The organism is uncultured Parvimonas sp. (assembly GCF_963524015.1).
GTDB lineage: Bacteria > Bacillota > Clostridia > Tissierellales > Peptoniphilaceae > Parvimonas.
Window position 1 is genome coordinate 88,765 of the sequence record NZ_CAURDT010000003.1, and the last position, 16,638, is coordinate 105,402.

The following is a 16,638-nucleotide window of genomic DNA, read 5'->3' on the forward strand; positions in this document are numbered from 1 at the left end:
AAAAAAGCACGATAATTCGTGCTTTGTTTTGTTAAATTAATCTTGAGTAGAATTCTACTACTAATGAGTCTTGAATTTCAATTGGAACTTCGTCTCTTTCAGGCATTCTTGTTAAAGTTGCTTTTAATCCTTCTTTCTTTTCGATGTAAGGAACAACTCCTAAGAATGTAGATTCAAAGTTTTCTTTGAACATTTCAACTTTTTGTGATTTTTCTCTTAAAGTGATTTCATCTCCAACTTGTACTGCGTATGAAGGTATATCAACTTTCTTTCCATTAACAAGCATATGTCCATGAACTACCATTTGTCTTGCTTGTCTAATTGAAGAAGCAAAACCCATTCTGTAAACAAGGTTATCTAATCTTGTTTCTAACATCATAACAAGAGCATCCCCTGTTATACGTTCTTTTTGTCTAAGTGCCTTTTCTACATAAGTTCTGAATTGTTTTTCCATAACTCCATAGTAAGCTCTTAATCTTTGTTTTTCAAGTAATTGTAAACCATATTCTGTTAATTTTTTGTCATTTCTTGCAAGACCTTTACCCATTCTTTTGTTAGCTTTTGGGTGTCCGCATACATTTAAGCCTAGTCTTCTTGATTGTTTAAATCTAGGTCCCATCATTTTTGCCATATTTTCATACTCCCCATAAATTATTTGCCGCGATAATTTATAGCCACGTTTAGATTATACAACTTTTTTTATCTTTTGTAAATAGCTTTTTTATGTTTTTTTCAAGATTTTTTAAATAAAAGCTCCCCCATTTACATTTAAAACATGTCCTGTTATATAAGAAGCTTCTTTTGAAATTAAAAATTTTACAGCATTTGCAATTTCTTCTGGCTTAGCAAGTCTTTGTAGAGGAAATTCTGAACAGTACTCGTCAATGCTCTCCTTTGGTAAATCTTTCAACATATCAGTATCGACTCCACCTGGAGCAACTGTGTTTACAGTTATTCCAGAATATCCAAGTTCCTTTGCAAGAGCCTTATTCATAGAAATAATCGCCCCCTTAGTCGCAGAGTAATGCGCTTCAAGTGCTCCTCCTGTAACTCCCCATATTGAACTTATTCCGATTATTTTCCCATATTTATTATTAATCATTGAAGGAATGGCTCTCTTTATGCAACGATATGAACCATGTACATTTACATTAAAGATATCTTCCCACTCTTCTTCTGTAATATCTTGAAAAAATCTTACACTAGCAATTCCAGCATTATTTATTAGAATATCGACATTTCCGAATACTTTTTCTATTTCATTAAACATATTTTCAACTTCGATAGTTTTTCTTATATCAGCTCTTATCATCAAGACATTTGGATTATATGTTTTTATCTCTTCAAAAACTTTTTTTGCCTCTGTTTCATTTTCTTTGTAGTTTATGACTATATTATAATTTTCTTTTGCCAAAGTCTTTGCAATCGCAGAGCCAATTCCCCTTGATGAGCCAGTTATAAGTACAGTATCTCTTTTCATAATATCTCCTTTTAAAATAAATACTAATTAAGTATACCACAAAAAAATATAAAACGAAAATTTTAAGGTTCAGTTTAGTTATTTAATGGTAAAATATGGTATAATATAAGTAACATTATATTTACATTTTATGTAATTATAAAAAATGTTAGGGAGGTATTGGTATGAAATTACAATTTATAGGTAAAAACATTGAAATTACAGATGCTTTAAAAGAAATTACTGCAAAGAAGTTCGAGAAATTGGATAAATTTTTCTCTAAGGATATCGAAGGTAAAGTTACTTACAGTGCAGTTAAAAATGATAAAATTTTTGAAGCTACAATTTATTTACCAAACAGTACAATACTTAGAGCAGAAGAAAGTACAAATGATATGTATACTTCAATAGATATAGTTTTAGATAATCTTGAAAGACAAATAAGGAAAAACAAAACAAAGTTACAAAAGAAATATCAAGCATTAGAAACTATAAGATTTGAAAAAATAGCTGAACCTTTGGAAGAAGAAGAATCAAAGATTGTAAGAGTTAAAAACTTTGATGTAGCTACAATGTCTGAAGAAGAAGCCATTTTACAAATAGAGCTTTTAAATCATGACTTTTTCATTTTCAAAAATGCAAAAGATTCAAAAACAAATGTTCTTTATAAGAGAAAAGATGGAAATTATGGTTTAATAATAGCTGATTAAGTAATAAAACAAGTTTTAACAAAAATCGCAGACGAAAAGTCTGCGATTTTTTTGTGGAATTATAATTCTTAAAAAGTATTTTTCAATACAGAACTTTTTGATATTCTAGGGACTTTAGGAGATCTCTCCGCTCCGTTTCACTCCGGTCGAGATGACGTATTAGGGGAATGACTATGCTTGTTATTTTGACATTAAACTTTTATCTCTCTGACATATATTTCTTCACCTCTTCAGAAGTTAATTTTCTAATCTCTGTATTTTCATATTCACGGTATTCATCAACTATAAAAGCAGGTTTCATAGTTTCACAAGTTTTTCCCTTATTTCTTTTTAAATATGTCTTTAAACTTTCTTCCCCTTCAAAAATCTTATAAGAAAGTCTTCCATTTTCACTTTTTATCTCATAAATTCCACAAGGTTTTTTCATCGTGTAATCTGCAGTTCGCAAATATAATTTTGCAATCTCTAAAGACTTAAAAGGAAAATTCCAACGTTGCAAATCTCTTACGGAATCGTGATCGATACAAATACACCTTCCACAAGTACCACAAATGTACTGAGTGTGGTTCTCCAAACAATCTATAGGATTTAATAGCGGAGTAATCCTACTTTCATTTACATAACATTCTTTACACATAAAAACACATCCTTTCATTTATAAAAATCATAGTTTAATAAAAGTTAAATTATGATTATTTTTAATTTTGATATTAAAAAAGTCAACAATTCTCAGTTGTTGACCTTTTTCACCTAGTTTTTATTCAATATTTTTTCTAAAGAGTCTAAATCTTGTTCTTTAGTAATATACATATCTTCATCTTCTGCATTATATTTAACTATAGAATAATCTTTATATTTGTATATTAATGTACTTCCATCTTTTGATAATTCACTTGTACATTTATTATCTTTCTTATCTTGTTCAATTTTTTCAATAAATTTATCCTCATCTAAAATTCCCTTTGAAATGGCATCTTTTATTGAATATTCTTTTCCATCTACTTTTACAGTAAAATTCATTCCAACTGTATATATATCAAAAGACATTTTATCATTTTTTTCTGCAACTTTTTTCACATCATTATTTCCTAAGTTTTTAACAACAAAACTCAATCCTTTTTCATCTTTCTTTTCTTCAGTTGGTTTTTCTTCTTTTTCCTTTTCTTCTTTCTTTTCTTCCTTATTCTTTTCGTCTTCTTCTTTAATATTCTCTTTAACTTGTTTTTCTTTAACAGTTACTTGATTATTTTCTTTTGGTTTTTCTTCAGTTTGTTCCTTTGATTTACAAGAAACAAGAGCTCCGCAAAAACAAATTATTAAAGCAGTAATCAGAAATCTTTTTTTCATAGATTTTCCCTCCTTTATAATGTTAACTCAGTTTACCAAATATAACAAAAAAAGTCAAATAGAGCTAATCTATTTAACTTTTTATATTAATATTTAAATTATATTAACGGATAATATAATATAGAATTAAAATTACACCAAGAACTATTCTGTAATATCCGAAAACTTTGAAATCATGCTTTTTAATGTATCTCATCAACATTTTAATTGCCATAACGGAAACTACAAATGCTACAAACATTCCAAGTATTAAAATGAAAAATTGGAAAAAGCTAAAGGCAAATCCAAATTTTCTAAGTTTTAATAAACTTGCACCAAACATAACTGGAATTGACATAAAGAATGAAAATTCTGCAGCTAAGCTTCTTGAAAGTCCAAGGATTAATGCTCCAATAATTGTAGCTCCTGATCTTGAAGTTCCGGGAATTAAACTTAAAACTTGAAAACATCCTACATAAAAAGCTAATGAATAGCTTAAATCTTCAAATTTTCTTATATTTTGTTTCTTAAATTTCGGATTGTTTTCAACAACTATAAATAAAATACCGTATAAGACTAAAGTAAATGCAACTGTTGGGAAATTATAAAAATATTTTTCCAAAGTTTTATCAAACAGAACTCCCAAAACTCCTGCAGGAATAACCCCGACAATAACCTTTAACCACATATTAATTGTATCTTTTTGTTGCTCCTTAGTTTTCTTTTTAGAAAACGGATTCAACTTATTAAAATACATAATTACAACCGCAAGAATCGCTCCAAGCTGAATAACAACTAAAAACATCTCTTTAAATTCAGCTGATTGATTTAATTGTAAAAATTCATCAACCAAAATCATATGACCTGTACTGCTCACAGGTAACCATTCAGTAATTCCTTCAACAATACCTAAAATAATGACTTTGATTATATCTAATAACCACATAATAACTCTCCTTAATATTAAATATATAGTCAAAGTTTACCACATTTTGATAAATTTGAAAAGGGCTTTTAAAATATTTATAAAATTAATCTCTCTTTTTTATAAAAAATATTTTAATTTAAAAAAATTGGTGTAAAACACCAATTTTATTATCTTATTTGTTTTTTAAACTCAAGAGCTTTTGTAAAAGCTTTGTTTTTACATAAAATATAAAAAACAGGAACTCCTACTGCATAGATAACTAAAGCTTCAGAAAGAACTAGTTCTCCTAAAATGCCCCAAAAACCAACAGGATTTGGCATCAATAAATATATTTCCAATGCTATTGGAAGCATACCTACTACAACTGGTACTAAACAAGCCAAATAAAAGTTTTTCATTTTAGTCATAATCAATGCAACCACAAATGTTGCCAAAGTTCCAACTACCATATCGACAATTCCTACTGTACTTGCAATATTTGCTAAAAAACAACCTAATGTTACACCAATTGTGTATTCTGGGTTGAAAAATGGTAAAATTGCTAAAGTTTCTGAAAGTCTAAATTGTAAACTTCCATATCCCAATCCAAAAGATTCTGAAAGAATTGTCAATACAACATAAATAGCTGCAACCATTCCCTGTCTTGTAATTTTTTTTACGTTCATATTTCCTCCTTTTTGGAGTGCTTTGTTCAACAAAAAAAGGGCAAATGTGCCCCAGCACTTGATTTTTAAAGTGGGTGCCAAGCAAAACACTAATCTTTTAAATTTTATTCTCTGTAAAAATTACCGTATTATTTTATCACAAATAAAATATTTTTTCAACAAAAAAAGTGGTGTTATCACCACTTTTGTATAAAACTATTTAGATAGTTGGTCAAATGCTTCTAAAGCCTTTGCTCCATAAACTGTTGAAGGTCCACCACCCATAACAATTGCAACTGAAATAATTCCTGCAATTTCCTCTCTTGTTGCTTTTAGATTAACAAGATTTCTAACATGTGCTTCAATACAGCCTTCACAACGAACTGCAATTGCGATTCCAAGTGTAACAAATTCTTTTTCTTTAACAGTTAATGCTCCATCTTTATAAACTTCTCCAGAAAAAGCTCTAAAAGCTTTCATTTCTTCTGGTAGAGCTCTCGCTAAATTCTTTGAATTTTCAACTACATTTTCTAATCCTTTTACATGATCCATTTTAAAAGACCTCCTTTTATTATTATGTAATATTACATACCCATCTTTATTTAAATATAATACTTATCAATTATAATAATTTTCTATGAATATTATTAAAAAATTTTATAAAAAAACGAAGAATTTTTAATTCTCCGTTTTAGTAATTTCTTTTTTAAAGTTTAAAATTTCTTTTTCTACAAATTCCATTGTTTTTGAATTTATTTTTTCATAAAAAGTTATTAATTCTTTAGCCTCAGGTGTTAGTGTTGATCCACCGCCACCTTTTCCCCCAATTTTACCTACAAGAAGTTTGCAGTTCAAATCTTTTTCGGAGCGAATTATCATTTTATAGGCTTTTGAGTAAGCCATTCTCATTTCTTTACATGCTCTGTTAATTGATTTATATTCATCAATCAATAAAAGCAATCGATATAATCCATTTCCAAATGAATAATCTTCATTATATAAAGTTATTTTGATATTAATTTTTTTTGGAAATTCCAACATAATTACAACTCCTATTCTTTATAAGCAAGATAATAACAAGTAGCTACTATACTTCCTCCGATTATATTTCCTATTGTAACAGGAATTAAATCATATATCACTGCACCTGCACTTATATCTGATATTATAAAAGAATATGAAAGATAGAACATATTTGCAACGCTATGCTCAAATCCACAAATCAAGAATAATATTATAGATATTGCACATGCACAGAATTTTGAAACTCCATCTTTACACGCATAGGACATCCAAACTCCTAAACAGACGAAAATATTACAACCTATTCCCTTAAATAAAAGAACTGTAAAACTTTCTGTAGTTTTTGCAAGGGTAATTTTATGTAAAAATGCAAGCATATCCGGTGTCATAACACTTGCAAAATAAACAACTAACGCTACAAAAACAGAACCGACAAAGTTAAATAGGTAAACAAATACCCAATTTCTAAACATTTTTGGAAATGTAATTCTCTTTCCTAATGCAGGAGCTAACATCAAAATATTTCCAGTAAATAAATCAGCACCAGCAACAACAACAGCAAAAAGTCCAAACGAGAAACAAACTCCTGAAATAAATTTTCCATAAGTTGGATTTAAACTTGCCATTCCTGTATTTACGACCACATAAGATAGTCCACTCAACGCAATAAATAACCCCGCTAAAAATGCTAAAATTAGCATTTTATTTAATTTATAATTTGCCTTTCCCTCTCCGATTTTATACAACGATTCTAATAATTCTGATTTCCCTATAACTCCCATAATGTCCTCCTATCTTTTTTAAAAAATAGAAATTTTTCAAAAGTTGGTTATAATAAAATTATTTTTTCTTAAAGTAAGATTTAATTGTTTCTATGATATTCATAATCATATCTACTTTATCAACCACACTATCTACATTTTCTCTAATATCCATTGTAGTATCAACAACTTGTTCTGCAACAAATCTTGTAGATGTTGTAATATCATCTGTAATTTCTCTTACATTTTCAAGTGTCAAACTCACATTTTCTACACTATCAGTTATATCTTCTTTTGTTTCGGCTAGAATTTCATCTGTCTTTTCAAGAATTTTGTTTGAATTTGCAATAGCTTTATCAGCATTTTCAACCAAACTTGGTAATTTTTCAGCACTTGCAACCAAACTTTCTTCGCTCTTTTCTAAAATTTTGTTGATTCTACTAAAAACTTTTATCAACTTAGTAAAGAAACAAATACAAGCTAGCAAACAAACTATAGCCACTAAATAAAGAATAACTCTTAAAGTTAAATCTAAATCTATTGTTACCATTTTTCCCTCACTATTCTTCTATTTCTTCTTTTATATCCATTTCTTCAACTTCTGGAGAAATTTCTGTCATATTTCTATTTGCGAAATCGTCATATTTTTCTCCAACAGCATCTTTAACTTCTTTAGCTTTTTCAGCAACCGCTTTAACTGCACTATTTACATTTTCGCTTACATATTCAACACCGTCTTTAGTCACTCTAACGATATCTTCTCTAGTTTCTTTACCTGATTTAGGAGCAAATAAGATTCCTACCCCTGCACCAACAGCAACTCCTGCAGCAATTTTTGCAGCACTAACTGCTTTTTCTTTTCTTATTTTTCTTCTAACTTCTCTTTCTCTTTCTAAACGTCTTTGTTCAATATACTTTGATAAGCTCATAAAAACCTCCTAATTATTTATTATTTTATTAAAAATGTCTTTTGGCTCCTGCCATTATATAAACCTTCGCATTTGAAGGTGGGCAAACTGTCTTAAATCTCACGGTTTCTCCACAATGGAGCTGCCATCAAAGTAAGAACTCCGTAATCCCTTATTAATTCTGTAGGCATAATCAGACAGGAACCTTAGACAATATTATTATAACACACTTTAGCTCAAAAAGGTAGTACTAAATAAAAATGTATAAAAAATAAATGGAGAATTAAACCTCCATTATTTTAAAAATTTTCTAAAAAATTGGTTTATAAAATTTATTTTAAGCCTGTGAACTTATCTGTTTTAATTTGCTTGTTATCAATTCCTTTTTCTTTTAGATATTTGCTCATTGATTTAACATCGTCAGGTTGTCCAGTTAAAATATAAATTGCTTTATTTTTATATCTATTTATAACCTCTTCTAGTTTTTCCTTACTTTGTTCAATGCTACTACTCCTACTATAATTTAGGTTTTTATTTTTTGAAGATAAGTCAGACAATTCCTTGTCAAAAGCTAAAACATTTTTATCAAAATGAGTTAGGATAATTTCTCTTTTTCCTGCCCACTCTTTTACAATAGGTCTTATAGCAGCAATCCCTACATCTGACCCAAAAAAAACAAGAGGTGAATTTTCATCCTTAATTTCTAATTTAGAGCCTATCCAACTTATTTTTACTTCTGACCCTTGTGATAAACTTGTTAAATTTTTCTTAAAAGCAGTTCCACTATTTTTTGTTAGTAATACAAGTTCATCTTCATTATCTAAACTTGCAATAGTTAACCAACGTGTTCTTTTATCTTTCTTTTCAACTTCTGGCAAAGTAATCTTTGAATACGAACCTGCTTTCCAACTCTTGTTTTGTGGTTTTGTCAAACGAATTATATATACTTCTCCACCAGTATTTTCAATTGATTTTACTTGTAATGTTTCTGTACGACCAAGATATGATATTGCTCCCCAAGTAATAAGACAACCAATAGCACCAATTACCAAGATTGATATTAAGATTTTTAACATTTTTGAACGTCCTTTCATAATTTTTTCCTTTCATTTTATATTAATAGAATTTATTTTATAAATGAATGAATATATTTTATAATTCATTCATTTAGTTTCTTAAAAAAAGAACTCTACTCTTTATTTTTCAAGTCCTTTTACAAAATAAGTTGCCAAAAGTTCTATGGTTTTACTTATTTCTGGAAATTCATTTTCTGTTATATGAGTATCCATATAATAAAATAGTTTATAAACTTTAAGAATTTCTTGAATTTTTTCCTCTGAATAATTTTCAGCTAACATACGATTAGTAAAAGTATCAACTAAAAATTTATGGAATGGATTCCTATCTTGTCCATCTTTGGAATAATAGTAATTATGCAATTCAGTAGAAATAATTGGATTATACCATTCTCTAAGAATTTTATTCGAAGAAACGAGCTTTCGACTTAAAGCAAAAATCTGAACAACAAGCTCTCCCATATCTCCTTTCCAGTCAATTTCATCAATCATAACTTGTCTTACACGATTATTTTCATCAACATAGACATCAACAAATATTTCTTCCTTGCTATCATAGTAATTATAAAAAGATCCTACAGCCATTCTAGCTCTTTTTGCTATTTCAGAAATACCTGTAGCTTTATAACCTTTTTTGGAAAAAACATCATATGCTGATTTTTTTAAAAGAACTTTCTTATCCTCTGCCATAGGTTTATCTCCTTTTTTAAGATTACAAATATGAATGAATATACTTTTATATTCATTCATATTATATCAATTTATTTTATTTGTGTCAATAGAAAAAATAAAAAATTATTTTTTATTATACTTTTATACAAAAAAAGACGATATTTCTATCGCCCAATTTTTTATTCATTATCAACCAACATCATTTTTTCTCTTTCATATCCAATTTTAACTCTATAATAGCCTTTTAATTTCTTATCTATTTCTTCGTCCATTGTATAAGCTACAAGATGTCCTGATGTTATACTCTCCAACTTTCCATTTGTAGCAATTATTATAATATCTTTTTTGTCTATCTTTCTTAAAACATTTGCACTTAATTGTTGATTTCCACGACCAAAAACATAACCTTGACCACCCATTGGAGTTACAATCAAAATAGCTCTTTCATCTCCTATTACTTCAAGTATGTCTTTTTCGCTACAATCTTTTTTTACAAGTTTTTTATTTTTTATTATATCAACACCGAGTACAGTATATGGCAAGTCCAATTCTTTCATAATGTACATAGGAGTTGTTCCTGATCCAATTATATAAAAGATATCATCTTTCATATCATCAATTATATCACATGCAATTGAAACTTGAGCATCACTATCTGATTGAGGAGTTTGTGATTTTTTGTTTTGTAAATACCTTTGATCATAGGGTACTTTTAAATAACCGTAAAGTCTAACTTCTACTCTATCATCTCTAAAGGCATCTTCGTCAATATCCACAACATCTTTTTCAATTACCGGAAGCTCAACTCCATTTATAACTTCAAAAAGCAAACTTCCAGCTTGTTCAGGAGTATTTCCATAAACAGGTGAATGGATTTTTACTCCTGCAGGAACTCCGATTACAGCTATTTTATCTTCAATAACAGAATAAACATCTCTAGCTGTTCCATCTCCACCAACAAAGAAAATCAACTCAATACCATTTTCTAAAAAGTATTTCAAAAGCTCTCTTGAATCTGTAACTGAAGATTTTTCAGCTGAATTATAGACAACTTCATAATTTAGTCCAAGCTCTTTACATTCTTCTTCACCCATTAGACCACTTGCAGTATAAATTTTAAACTTATCTTTTAATTCAACAACTTTAGCTAAAGCTTTCTTTGCTTTTTCAGGGGCTTCTTGAACAGCACCAAGCGAAATTGCTTTTTCTAAAATATCTGCTCCGTCAGTTCCTTTAAGTCCAACTCTACCACCCATTCCAGCAATGGGATTTACTAAAAGTCCAATTTTTTTCATAATGACCTCCTCTATTTGAATACTAAATTGTTTTTGAATTAATATTTTATAAAAGTTTTATACCCTAATAATATCAAGTATAAAATAATAAATCAATATTTTTGAATAACGTTTCTATTTTTTTAATAAATAATTTTAGTGTATAAAATATATATCTTAAATTTTTTCATTAAGAAAATAATATAAAAAAATAAAAAGTTTTTTGACAAATAGTCATCATTTTTTGATTATTTTAACTTTTGTAACATATTTTATGTAAAATTAAAAAAATTTTATAAAAATATTAAAATTTATTTTAATTTTTTGAAAAACTTTTTAAAAAATTAATGTTTTTTATTTTTTTACTAATAGTTATAAGATTTCTTACCAATTATATTTCTGTAGATAAAGTTTTTTAATAAAATTATAAAAAACTTCTCTATTTTTTTATAATTTTTATAATATTAAGGGTATATTTTTTATATATTACTAATCTATAAGTTAAAATAAAAACGTTTTTGTTTTCTTATTAATCTATTTTGTTAATTATATAAATAATTATTTTAGTTTGATAAAAAACTTTTTATGTTTTTGTAAAAAGACTATTGTATTTTTTATTTTTTTATACTATAATTACATTAAGGAAAAAGGGTTATCTTATGAGAGGTAATTGATTTCTATTAAAATTTAAGGAGGAATTTGATATGGCTGCACAAAAAACACCATTGTACGAAAAACACATTTCATATGGAGGAGAAGTTGTAGATTACGCAGGTTGGTTATTACCTGTTAAATATGAAGGATTGGCTGCTGAACATAATGCAGTAAGAAATAATGCTGGATTATTCGACGTTTCACATATGGGAGAAGTTACTGTTAAAGGAAAAGATGCTTTTGACTATGTTAATCATTTAATCACTAATGATTTGACAACTATTGGTGATGGACAAGTTATTTACTCTTTATTATGTAATGAAAACGGTGGAGTTGTTGATGATTTACTAGTTTACAGAAAAGGTAAAGATGATATGTATATTGTAGTTAATGCTGCAAATACTGACAAAGACTTTGCTTGGTTTTTAAAACAAAAAGGAAATTACGATGTAGAAATAAAAAATATTTCATCAGAAACTGCACAAATTGCATTACAAGGCCCTAAAGCTGAAAAAGTTTTACAAAAATTAGCTAAAAATGTTGATTTAGCAAATGAAATAAAATTCTTCACATTTAAAGAAAATGTTGAACTTGGAGATTGTGGAAAATTCTTAGTTTCTCGTACTGGTTATACAGGTGAAGACGGATTCGAAGTTTATGGATCTGGTGAAAATATGAATAAATTATGGGATGAAATTCTTAAGATTGGTAAAGAAGATGGAGTTATGCCTTGCGGTTTAGGTTGTAGAGATACTTTAAGATTTGAAGCTGCTCTTCCTCTTTACGGAAATGAAATGGACGATGTAATCACTCCACTTGAAGCTGGACTTGGATATTTCGTAAAATTAAAACAAGAAGCTGATTTCATTGGTAAGGCTGCTTTAACTAAACTTAAAGAAGCTGGAGTTCCTAGAAAATTAATCGGTCTTGAATTAACTGGTAAAGGTATTGCAAGACACGGAGCAAAAGTATTTAAAGGTGATAAAGAAATCGGATTTGTTACAACTGGTTATATGTCACCTACATTAGGCAAAACTATTGCAAATGTAATTGTTGATGCTGATCAAGCTGAAGTAGGAAATGAAGTTCAAGTTGAAATTAGAAATAAAAAGGTTCCTGCTGTATTAATAAGCAAGAAATTTCTTAAAAAATAATTAAATTATTAGGAGGTAAATTCTATATGTATCCTTATATTTCTCTAACAGAACAAGATGTTAAAGATATGTTAGATAGCCTTGGTGTTAATTCTGTTGAAGATTTATTCTCAGATATTCCTGAAGAATTAAAATTAAAGAGAGAATTAAATATTCCAAAAGCAAAGAGTGAGTTGGAAGTATATAACTATCTAACTAAGTTAGCAAGTAAAAATGCATCTTCAAGTGAATATACAACATTTTTAGGTGCTGGAGCTTATGATCATTATATTCCTGCTGTTATTCCAACAATAATCAGTAGAAGTGAATTTTTAACTTCATACACTCCATATCAACCAGAAATCAGTCAAGGTACTTTACAATATATATTTGAATTCCAAACAATGATTTCTAATCTTACTGGTATGGAATATGCGAATGCATCACTTTATGATCAAGGAACAAGTTTAGCTGAAGCAGCAATTATGACTGCACATCATGCTAAGAAGAAAAAAGTTTTAGTTTCTGAAGCTATTGCACCTTGGTCAAGAGAAGTTTTAAAAACTTACCTTCATGCTCAACATATTGAAATGGAAGTTGTTAAAACTTGTAACGGTGTAACTTGTATTGATGATTTAAAAGCAAAATTAAATGATGAAGTTGGTGCTGTTTTAGTTCAAAATCCAAACTTCTTCGGTAATATTGAAGATGTAACTAAGGTTTCTGAACTAGCACATGGATTTAAAAAATGTTACTCAGTAGTTTCTGTTGACCCTTCTTCTTTAGGAACTTTAAAGAAACCATCTGATTGTAATGTTGATGTAGTTGTAGGTGAAGCTCAATCACTAGGTATTCCTATTTCATATGGTGGACCATACTTAGGATTTATGGCTGTTAATAAAGAATTTTTAAGAAAGATTCCAGGAAGAATAGTTGGACAAACTGTTGACAGAGATGGAAAGAGATGTTGGGTTCTTACTCTATCAGCCAGAGAACAACATATTAAGAGAGATAAAGCTACTTCAAATATCTGTTCTAACCAAGGTATCAATGTTTTGACTGCAGCAATTTATATGGATCTTTTAGGTAAAGAAGGTCTTAAAGAACTTTCAAAACAATGTATAAAGAAATCTCATTATCTTTATAAGAAACTTTTAGAAACAGGTAAATTCGAAAAAGTTTTTGATGCACCTTTCTATAAAGAATTTGCATTAAAAGCTAAAAAACCGATTTGTGAATTAAATAAGAAATTATTTGAAAATGGTATAATCGGTGGTTTCGATCTTGGAAAGTATTATCCTGAATTAGAAAATGTTATTATGTTTGCAGTTACTGAAAAACGTACTAAGGAAGAAATAGACAAACTATGTAAGGTATTGGAGGAAGCATAATATGAAATACGATAAATTAATATTTGAACTATCAAAACCTGGTAAAATTGGTCATAAATTACCAGAATTGGATGTTGAAGATGTATGTATTAAAGAGCTAATTCCTGCTGAACTATTAAATGATGGCGAAATTGATTTACCGGAAGTTTCTGAACCAGAAGTTGTTAGACATTTTGTAAATCTTTCAAATAAAAACTTTGGTGTTGATACAGGATTTTATCCACTAGGATCTTGTACAATGAAATACAATCCAAAAATCAACGAAGCTATGTGTGCTCTTCCAGGTTTTGCAACACTTCATCCAAATATTCCTGAATGTGGAGCTCAAGGTGCTTTACAATTAATGTATGAACTTGGAGAAGCTCTAAATGAAACTTCAGGTATGGATGCTTGCACATTACAACCTGCTGCCGGAGCTCATGGTGAAATAACAGGTATTATGTTATTTAAAGCATATCATGAAAACAACAAAGATTTCCAAAGAGATAAGATTATAATTCCTGACTCAGCTCACGGAACTAACCCTGCAACAGCTACAATGGCAGGTTATAAAATTATCGAAATTAAATCTTGTGAAAGTGGATTAGTTGATATTGAAGCATTAAAAGCAGCTGTTGGTGATGATACTGCTGGTCTAATGCTTACTAACCCTAATACATTAGGATTATTCGAAAAAGAAATTCAAGAAATTACAAAAATCGTTCACGATGCTGGCGGTTTAGTATATTATGATGGAGCAAACGCCAATGCAATTCTAGGACATGTTAGACCTGGAGATATGGGATTCGATGCAATTCACTACAATCTTCATAAGACATTCTCTACTCCTCACGGTGGCGGAGGTCCTGGTGCAGGTTATGTTGGATGTAAAGATTTCTTAAAAGACTTCTTACCAGTTCCTATTGTAGTTAAAAATGGTGAAAAATACAGCTTATCTTATGATGTTCCAAAAACATTAGGTAAGATGAAAGATTTCTATGGACACTTTGGTGTATTAGTTAGAGCTTATGCTTATATCTTAGCTTTAGGCGCTGATGGACTTAAGAAATCAAGTGATTATGCAGTATTAAATTCTAATTACTTAGCAAATAAATTAAGAGATTACTACAATCTTCCTGAAAATGTTAAATTCAAACATGAATTTGTACTCGGTGGATTAAAGAATCCTAACGGATTAGTAACTCTTGACGTAGCTAAGAGATTGATGGATATGGGATATCATCCACCAACTGTATACTTCCCATTGATTGTTCATGAAGCAATGATGATTGAACCTACTGAAAGTGAATCAAAAGAAACTCTTGACGGATTTGCAGAATCTCTAATTAAGATTGCTAAAGAAGCTGAAACAAATCCTGAAATAGTTCATGCAGCACCTCATGATACAGAAATTAAACGTCCTGATGAAACATTAGCTGCAAAAGAATTAATCTTAAAATATACAAAATAGTATAATTTTTTAAAAAGCTGTTATGAAAATAACAGCTTTTTTCTTACCTATTTTTAAACTGTTTTTTAGAAAATATTTTAATAAATAATCATTATCTAAAAAAATTAGGGTATAAATTAGTCAGAAAAATATAGGAGGTTTTTTATGAGTAAACTTTTAAGCCCTATGGAAATAGGTAGAAATAGATTTAAAAATAGAGTTGTTATGGCTCCAATGTGTATGTTTCATACAAAAACTGTAGACGGAGTTTTAACTAAAGAGCATTTTGATCACTATGTAGCAAGAGCTTTAGGTGGTGTTGCAGGAATAATTATAGAAGCAACTATGGTTAATCCTACTGGTGGAATTAGAAAAGTAGATTTAGGATTATACAATGAAATTCAAATGAAAGCTTTTAAAGAGCTTGTAGATAGAGTTCATAATTATGATTGCAAAATTGGAATTCAATTAAGTCATGCAGGAAGAAAAGCAGATGCTTCTTATGATGATATTGTAGCACCAAGTGCAATTCCATTTGCAGATGAAAAAGCGCCAAGAGAATTGACTAAAGAAGAAATTATTTCTTTACAAGATGATTTTGTAAATTCTGTAAAACTTGCAAAACAAGCAGGTTTTGACTTTGTAGAAATCCACTCTGCACATGGATATTTAATCAATCAATTTTTATCTCCCCTATCAAATCAAAGAAATGATGAATACGGTGGTAGTTTAGAAAAAAGATATAAATTTTTAGGAGATATTTTAAAAGCAATTAAAAATATTGACATAGATGTTCATATTAGAGTTTCTGCTAATGAATATGATGAAAAAGGTAATTCTTTAGAAGACATTATAAAGATTCTAAAACTTGCAAAAGAAGACGGAGTTGTTTTCAATAGTATTTCAAGTGGTGGAGTTGTACCAAAAAGTCCACTAGTTTATCCGGGATACCAAGCGGAATTAAGTAGAGAAATAAAAAAAACAGGCCTTACAGTTTCTGCTGTTGGTCTTTTGGAAGACTATGGATTATGTGAATATTTGCTTCAAAGTGATGTATGTGATATGATTTACCAAGGAAGGACATTACTTAAAAATCCAAACTGGGTTTATGGTGCTGGAGCATATTTTAACGAATCAAAAGAAATAGAATATCCACTATTCTCATACTCTGCCATAAAATTTTAATAAAAAAGTAGCTTACCTTTGGGAAGCTCAATTAGGGATTTGAGTAAACAACGAATTTTGGATTG

19 protein-coding genes are annotated in these 16,638 nt (G+C 29.0%); 5 read left to right on the plus strand and 14 right to left on the minus strand.

Features of this window, described 5'->3' with window-relative positions:
* Nucleotides 1-31: 31 nt before the first annotated feature.
* Both rpsD and ymfI read right to left on the minus strand, forming a co-directional pair.
* Nucleotides 32-631, minus strand: coding sequence for a 30S ribosomal protein S4 (gene rpsD, locus RWJ08_RS04930; RefSeq protein WP_029950238.1), 600 nt, complete (start codon nucleotides 629-631; stop codon nucleotides 32-34).
* Nucleotides 632-742: 111 nt separating this feature from the next.
* Nucleotides 743-1,480 carry an elongation factor P 5-aminopentanone reductase gene (gene ymfI / locus RWJ08_RS04935; RefSeq protein WP_313961278.1) on the minus strand — a complete coding sequence of 246 codons (738 nt, stop codon included), beginning with the start codon at nucleotides 1,478-1,480 and terminating at the stop codon, nucleotides 743-745.
* A gap of 164 nt (nucleotides 1,481-1,644) precedes the next feature.
* Here ymfI and hpf point away from each other — a divergent pair, with 164 nt between their 5' ends.
* Complete coding sequence (gene hpf, locus RWJ08_RS04940; protein WP_009354801.1) at nucleotides 1,645-2,169, plus strand: ribosome hibernation-promoting factor, HPF/YfiA family; 525 nt, start codon at nucleotides 1,645-1,647, stop codon at nucleotides 2,167-2,169.
* 199 nt (nucleotides 2,170-2,368) lie between these two features.
* Here hpf and RWJ08_RS04945 read toward each other — a convergent pair whose 3' ends face one another.
* The 12 genes from RWJ08_RS04945 to RWJ08_RS05000 all read right to left on the minus strand — a co-directional run bounded on the left by RWJ08_RS04945 (nucleotide 2,369) and on the right by RWJ08_RS05000 (nucleotide 10,802).
* Complete coding sequence (locus tag RWJ08_RS04945) at nucleotides 2,369-2,806, minus strand: hypothetical protein (RefSeq protein ID WP_313961279.1); 438 nt, start codon at nucleotides 2,804-2,806, stop codon at nucleotides 2,369-2,371.
* Nucleotides 2,807-2,919: 113 nt separating this feature from the next.
* Nucleotides 2,920-3,516: a hypothetical protein gene (locus RWJ08_RS04950; RefSeq protein ID WP_313961280.1), complete on the minus strand. Its 597-nt coding sequence runs from the start codon at nucleotides 3,514-3,516 to the stop codon at nucleotides 2,920-2,922.
* Nucleotides 3,517-3,619: 103 nt separating this feature from the next.
* The gene (locus RWJ08_RS04955) at nucleotides 3,620-4,441 is read right to left on the minus strand and encodes an undecaprenyl-diphosphate phosphatase (protein WP_313961281.1); all 822 of its coding nucleotides are present in this window, start codon (nucleotides 4,439-4,441) and stop codon (nucleotides 3,620-3,622) included.
* A 149-nt stretch (nucleotides 4,442-4,590) separates the two neighbouring features.
* Nucleotides 4,591-5,088 carry a QueT transporter family protein gene (locus RWJ08_RS04960; RefSeq protein WP_313961282.1) on the minus strand — a complete coding sequence of 166 codons (498 nt, stop codon included), beginning with the start codon at nucleotides 5,086-5,088 and terminating at the stop codon, nucleotides 4,591-4,593.
* A 195-nt stretch (nucleotides 5,089-5,283) separates the two neighbouring features.
* Nucleotides 5,284-5,619, minus strand: coding sequence for a carboxymuconolactone decarboxylase family protein (locus RWJ08_RS04965; RefSeq protein WP_293439476.1), 336 nt, complete (start codon nucleotides 5,617-5,619; stop codon nucleotides 5,284-5,286).
* A 126-nt stretch (nucleotides 5,620-5,745) separates the two neighbouring features.
* Entirely contained in the window at nucleotides 5,746-6,108 is a 363-nt protein-coding gene (locus tag RWJ08_RS04970) for a LysR family transcriptional regulator (RefSeq protein WP_313961283.1), read from the minus strand.
* Nucleotides 6,109-6,119: 11 nt separating this feature from the next.
* Nucleotides 6,120-6,872 (minus strand): formate/nitrite transporter family protein, encoded by a 753-nt coding sequence (locus tag RWJ08_RS04975; RefSeq protein ID WP_313961284.1) that lies wholly within the window; start codon nucleotides 6,870-6,872, stop codon nucleotides 6,120-6,122.
* Nucleotides 6,873-6,930: 58 nt separating this feature from the next.
* Nucleotides 6,931-7,401: a hypothetical protein gene (locus RWJ08_RS04980; RefSeq protein WP_293439481.1), complete on the minus strand. Its 471-nt coding sequence runs from the start codon at nucleotides 7,399-7,401 to the stop codon at nucleotides 6,931-6,933.
* 10 nt (nucleotides 7,402-7,411) lie between these two features.
* A complete protein-coding gene (locus RWJ08_RS04985) occupies nucleotides 7,412-7,780 on the minus strand; it encodes a YtxH domain-containing protein (protein ID WP_313961285.1) in 369 nt (122 codons plus the stop codon).
* A gap of 311 nt (nucleotides 7,781-8,091) precedes the next feature.
* Complete coding sequence (locus RWJ08_RS04990; RefSeq protein WP_313961286.1) at nucleotides 8,092-8,853, minus strand: FAD-dependent oxidoreductase; 762 nt, start codon at nucleotides 8,851-8,853, stop codon at nucleotides 8,092-8,094.
* A 102-nt stretch (nucleotides 8,854-8,955) separates the two neighbouring features.
* Complete coding sequence (locus RWJ08_RS04995) at nucleotides 8,956-9,525, minus strand: TetR/AcrR family transcriptional regulator (protein WP_313961287.1); 570 nt, start codon at nucleotides 9,523-9,525, stop codon at nucleotides 8,956-8,958.
* Between the two features lie 161 nt (nucleotides 9,526-9,686).
* Entirely contained in the window at nucleotides 9,687-10,802 is a 1,116-nt protein-coding gene (locus RWJ08_RS05000) for an ATP-NAD kinase family protein (RefSeq protein WP_313961288.1), read from the minus strand.
* 683 nt (nucleotides 10,803-11,485) lie between these two features.
* Between RWJ08_RS05000 and gcvT the strand changes: the two genes are divergently transcribed.
* From gcvT to RWJ08_RS05020, 4 genes are all read left to right on the plus strand, one after another.
* Nucleotides 11,486-12,589, plus strand: a complete 1,104-nt coding sequence (gcvT, locus tag RWJ08_RS05005) for a glycine cleavage system aminomethyltransferase GcvT (protein ID WP_313961289.1) — start codon at nucleotides 11,486-11,488, stop codon at nucleotides 12,587-12,589.
* Between the two features lie 26 nt (nucleotides 12,590-12,615).
* Nucleotides 12,616-13,959 carry an aminomethyl-transferring glycine dehydrogenase subunit GcvPA gene (gene gcvPA / locus RWJ08_RS05010; RefSeq protein WP_150263313.1) on the plus strand — a complete coding sequence of 448 codons (1,344 nt, stop codon included), beginning with the start codon at nucleotides 12,616-12,618 and terminating at the stop codon, nucleotides 13,957-13,959.
* A 1-nt stretch (nucleotide 13,960) separates the two neighbouring features.
* Nucleotides 13,961-15,409 (plus strand): aminomethyl-transferring glycine dehydrogenase subunit GcvPB, encoded by a 1,449-nt coding sequence (gcvPB, locus tag RWJ08_RS05015; protein ID WP_009355022.1) that lies wholly within the window; start codon nucleotides 13,961-13,963, stop codon nucleotides 15,407-15,409.
* Nucleotides 15,410-15,553: 144 nt separating this feature from the next.
* Nucleotides 15,554-16,573: an NADPH dehydrogenase gene (locus RWJ08_RS05020; protein ID WP_313961290.1), complete on the plus strand. Its 1,020-nt coding sequence runs from the start codon at nucleotides 15,554-15,556 to the stop codon at nucleotides 16,571-16,573.
* The last annotated feature ends 65 nt before the right edge of the window (nucleotides 16,574-16,638 follow it).

Coding starts and splice junctions, on each gene's coding strand:
- RWJ08_RS04990 (WP_313961286.1), bottom strand. CDS start 8,853: ATGAAAGGACGTTCAAAAATGTTAAAAATCTTAATATCAATCTTGGTA.
- RWJ08_RS04950 (WP_313961280.1), bottom strand. CDS start 3,516: ATGAAAAAAAGATTTCTGATTACTGCTTTAATAATTTGTTTTTGCGGA.
- RWJ08_RS04965 (WP_293439476.1), bottom strand. CDS start 5,619: ATGGATCATGTAAAAGGATTAGAAAATGTAGTTGAAAATTCAAAGAAT.
- RWJ08_RS04995 (WP_313961287.1), bottom strand. CDS start 9,525: ATGGCAGAGGATAAGAAAGTTCTTTTAAAAAAATCAGCATATGATGTT.
- RWJ08_RS04975 (WP_313961284.1), bottom strand. CDS start 6,872: ATGGGAGTTATAGGGAAATCAGAATTATTAGAATCGTTGTATAAAATC.
- RWJ08_RS05020 (WP_313961290.1), top strand. CDS start 15,554: ATGAGTAAACTTTTAAGCCCTATGGAAATAGGTAGAAATAGATTTAAA.
- RWJ08_RS05000 (WP_313961288.1), bottom strand. CDS start 10,802: ATGAAAAAAATTGGACTTTTAGTAAATCCCATTGCTGGAATGGGTGGT.
- ymfI (WP_313961278.1), bottom strand. CDS start 1,480: ATGAAAAGAGATACTGTACTTATAACTGGCTCATCAAGGGGAATTGGC.
- RWJ08_RS04985 (WP_313961285.1), bottom strand. CDS start 7,780: ATGAGCTTATCAAAGTATATTGAACAAAGACGTTTAGAAAGAGAAAGA.
- RWJ08_RS04945 (WP_313961279.1), bottom strand. CDS start 2,806: ATGTGTAAAGAATGTTATGTAAATGAAAGTAGGATTACTCCGCTATTA.
- gcvT (WP_313961289.1), top strand. CDS start 11,486: ATGGCTGCACAAAAAACACCATTGTACGAAAAACACATTTCATATGGA.
- hpf (WP_009354801.1), top strand. CDS start 1,645: ATGAAATTACAATTTATAGGTAAAAACATTGAAATTACAGATGCTTTA.
- RWJ08_RS04980 (WP_293439481.1), bottom strand. CDS start 7,401: ATGGTAACAATAGATTTAGATTTAACTTTAAGAGTTATTCTTTATTTA.
- RWJ08_RS04955 (WP_313961281.1), bottom strand. CDS start 4,441: ATGTGGTTATTAGATATAATCAAAGTCATTATTTTAGGTATTGTTGAA.
- gcvPB (WP_009355022.1), top strand. CDS start 13,961: ATGAAATACGATAAATTAATATTTGAACTATCAAAACCTGGTAAAATT.
- gcvPA (WP_150263313.1), top strand. CDS start 12,616: ATGTATCCTTATATTTCTCTAACAGAACAAGATGTTAAAGATATGTTA.
- RWJ08_RS04960 (WP_313961282.1), bottom strand. CDS start 5,088: ATGAACGTAAAAAAAATTACAAGACAGGGAATGGTTGCAGCTATTTAT.
- RWJ08_RS04970 (WP_313961283.1), bottom strand. CDS start 6,108: ATGTTGGAATTTCCAAAAAAAATTAATATCAAAATAACTTTATATAAT.
- rpsD (WP_029950238.1), bottom strand. CDS start 631: ATGGCAAAAATGATGGGACCTAGATTTAAACAATCAAGAAGACTAGGC.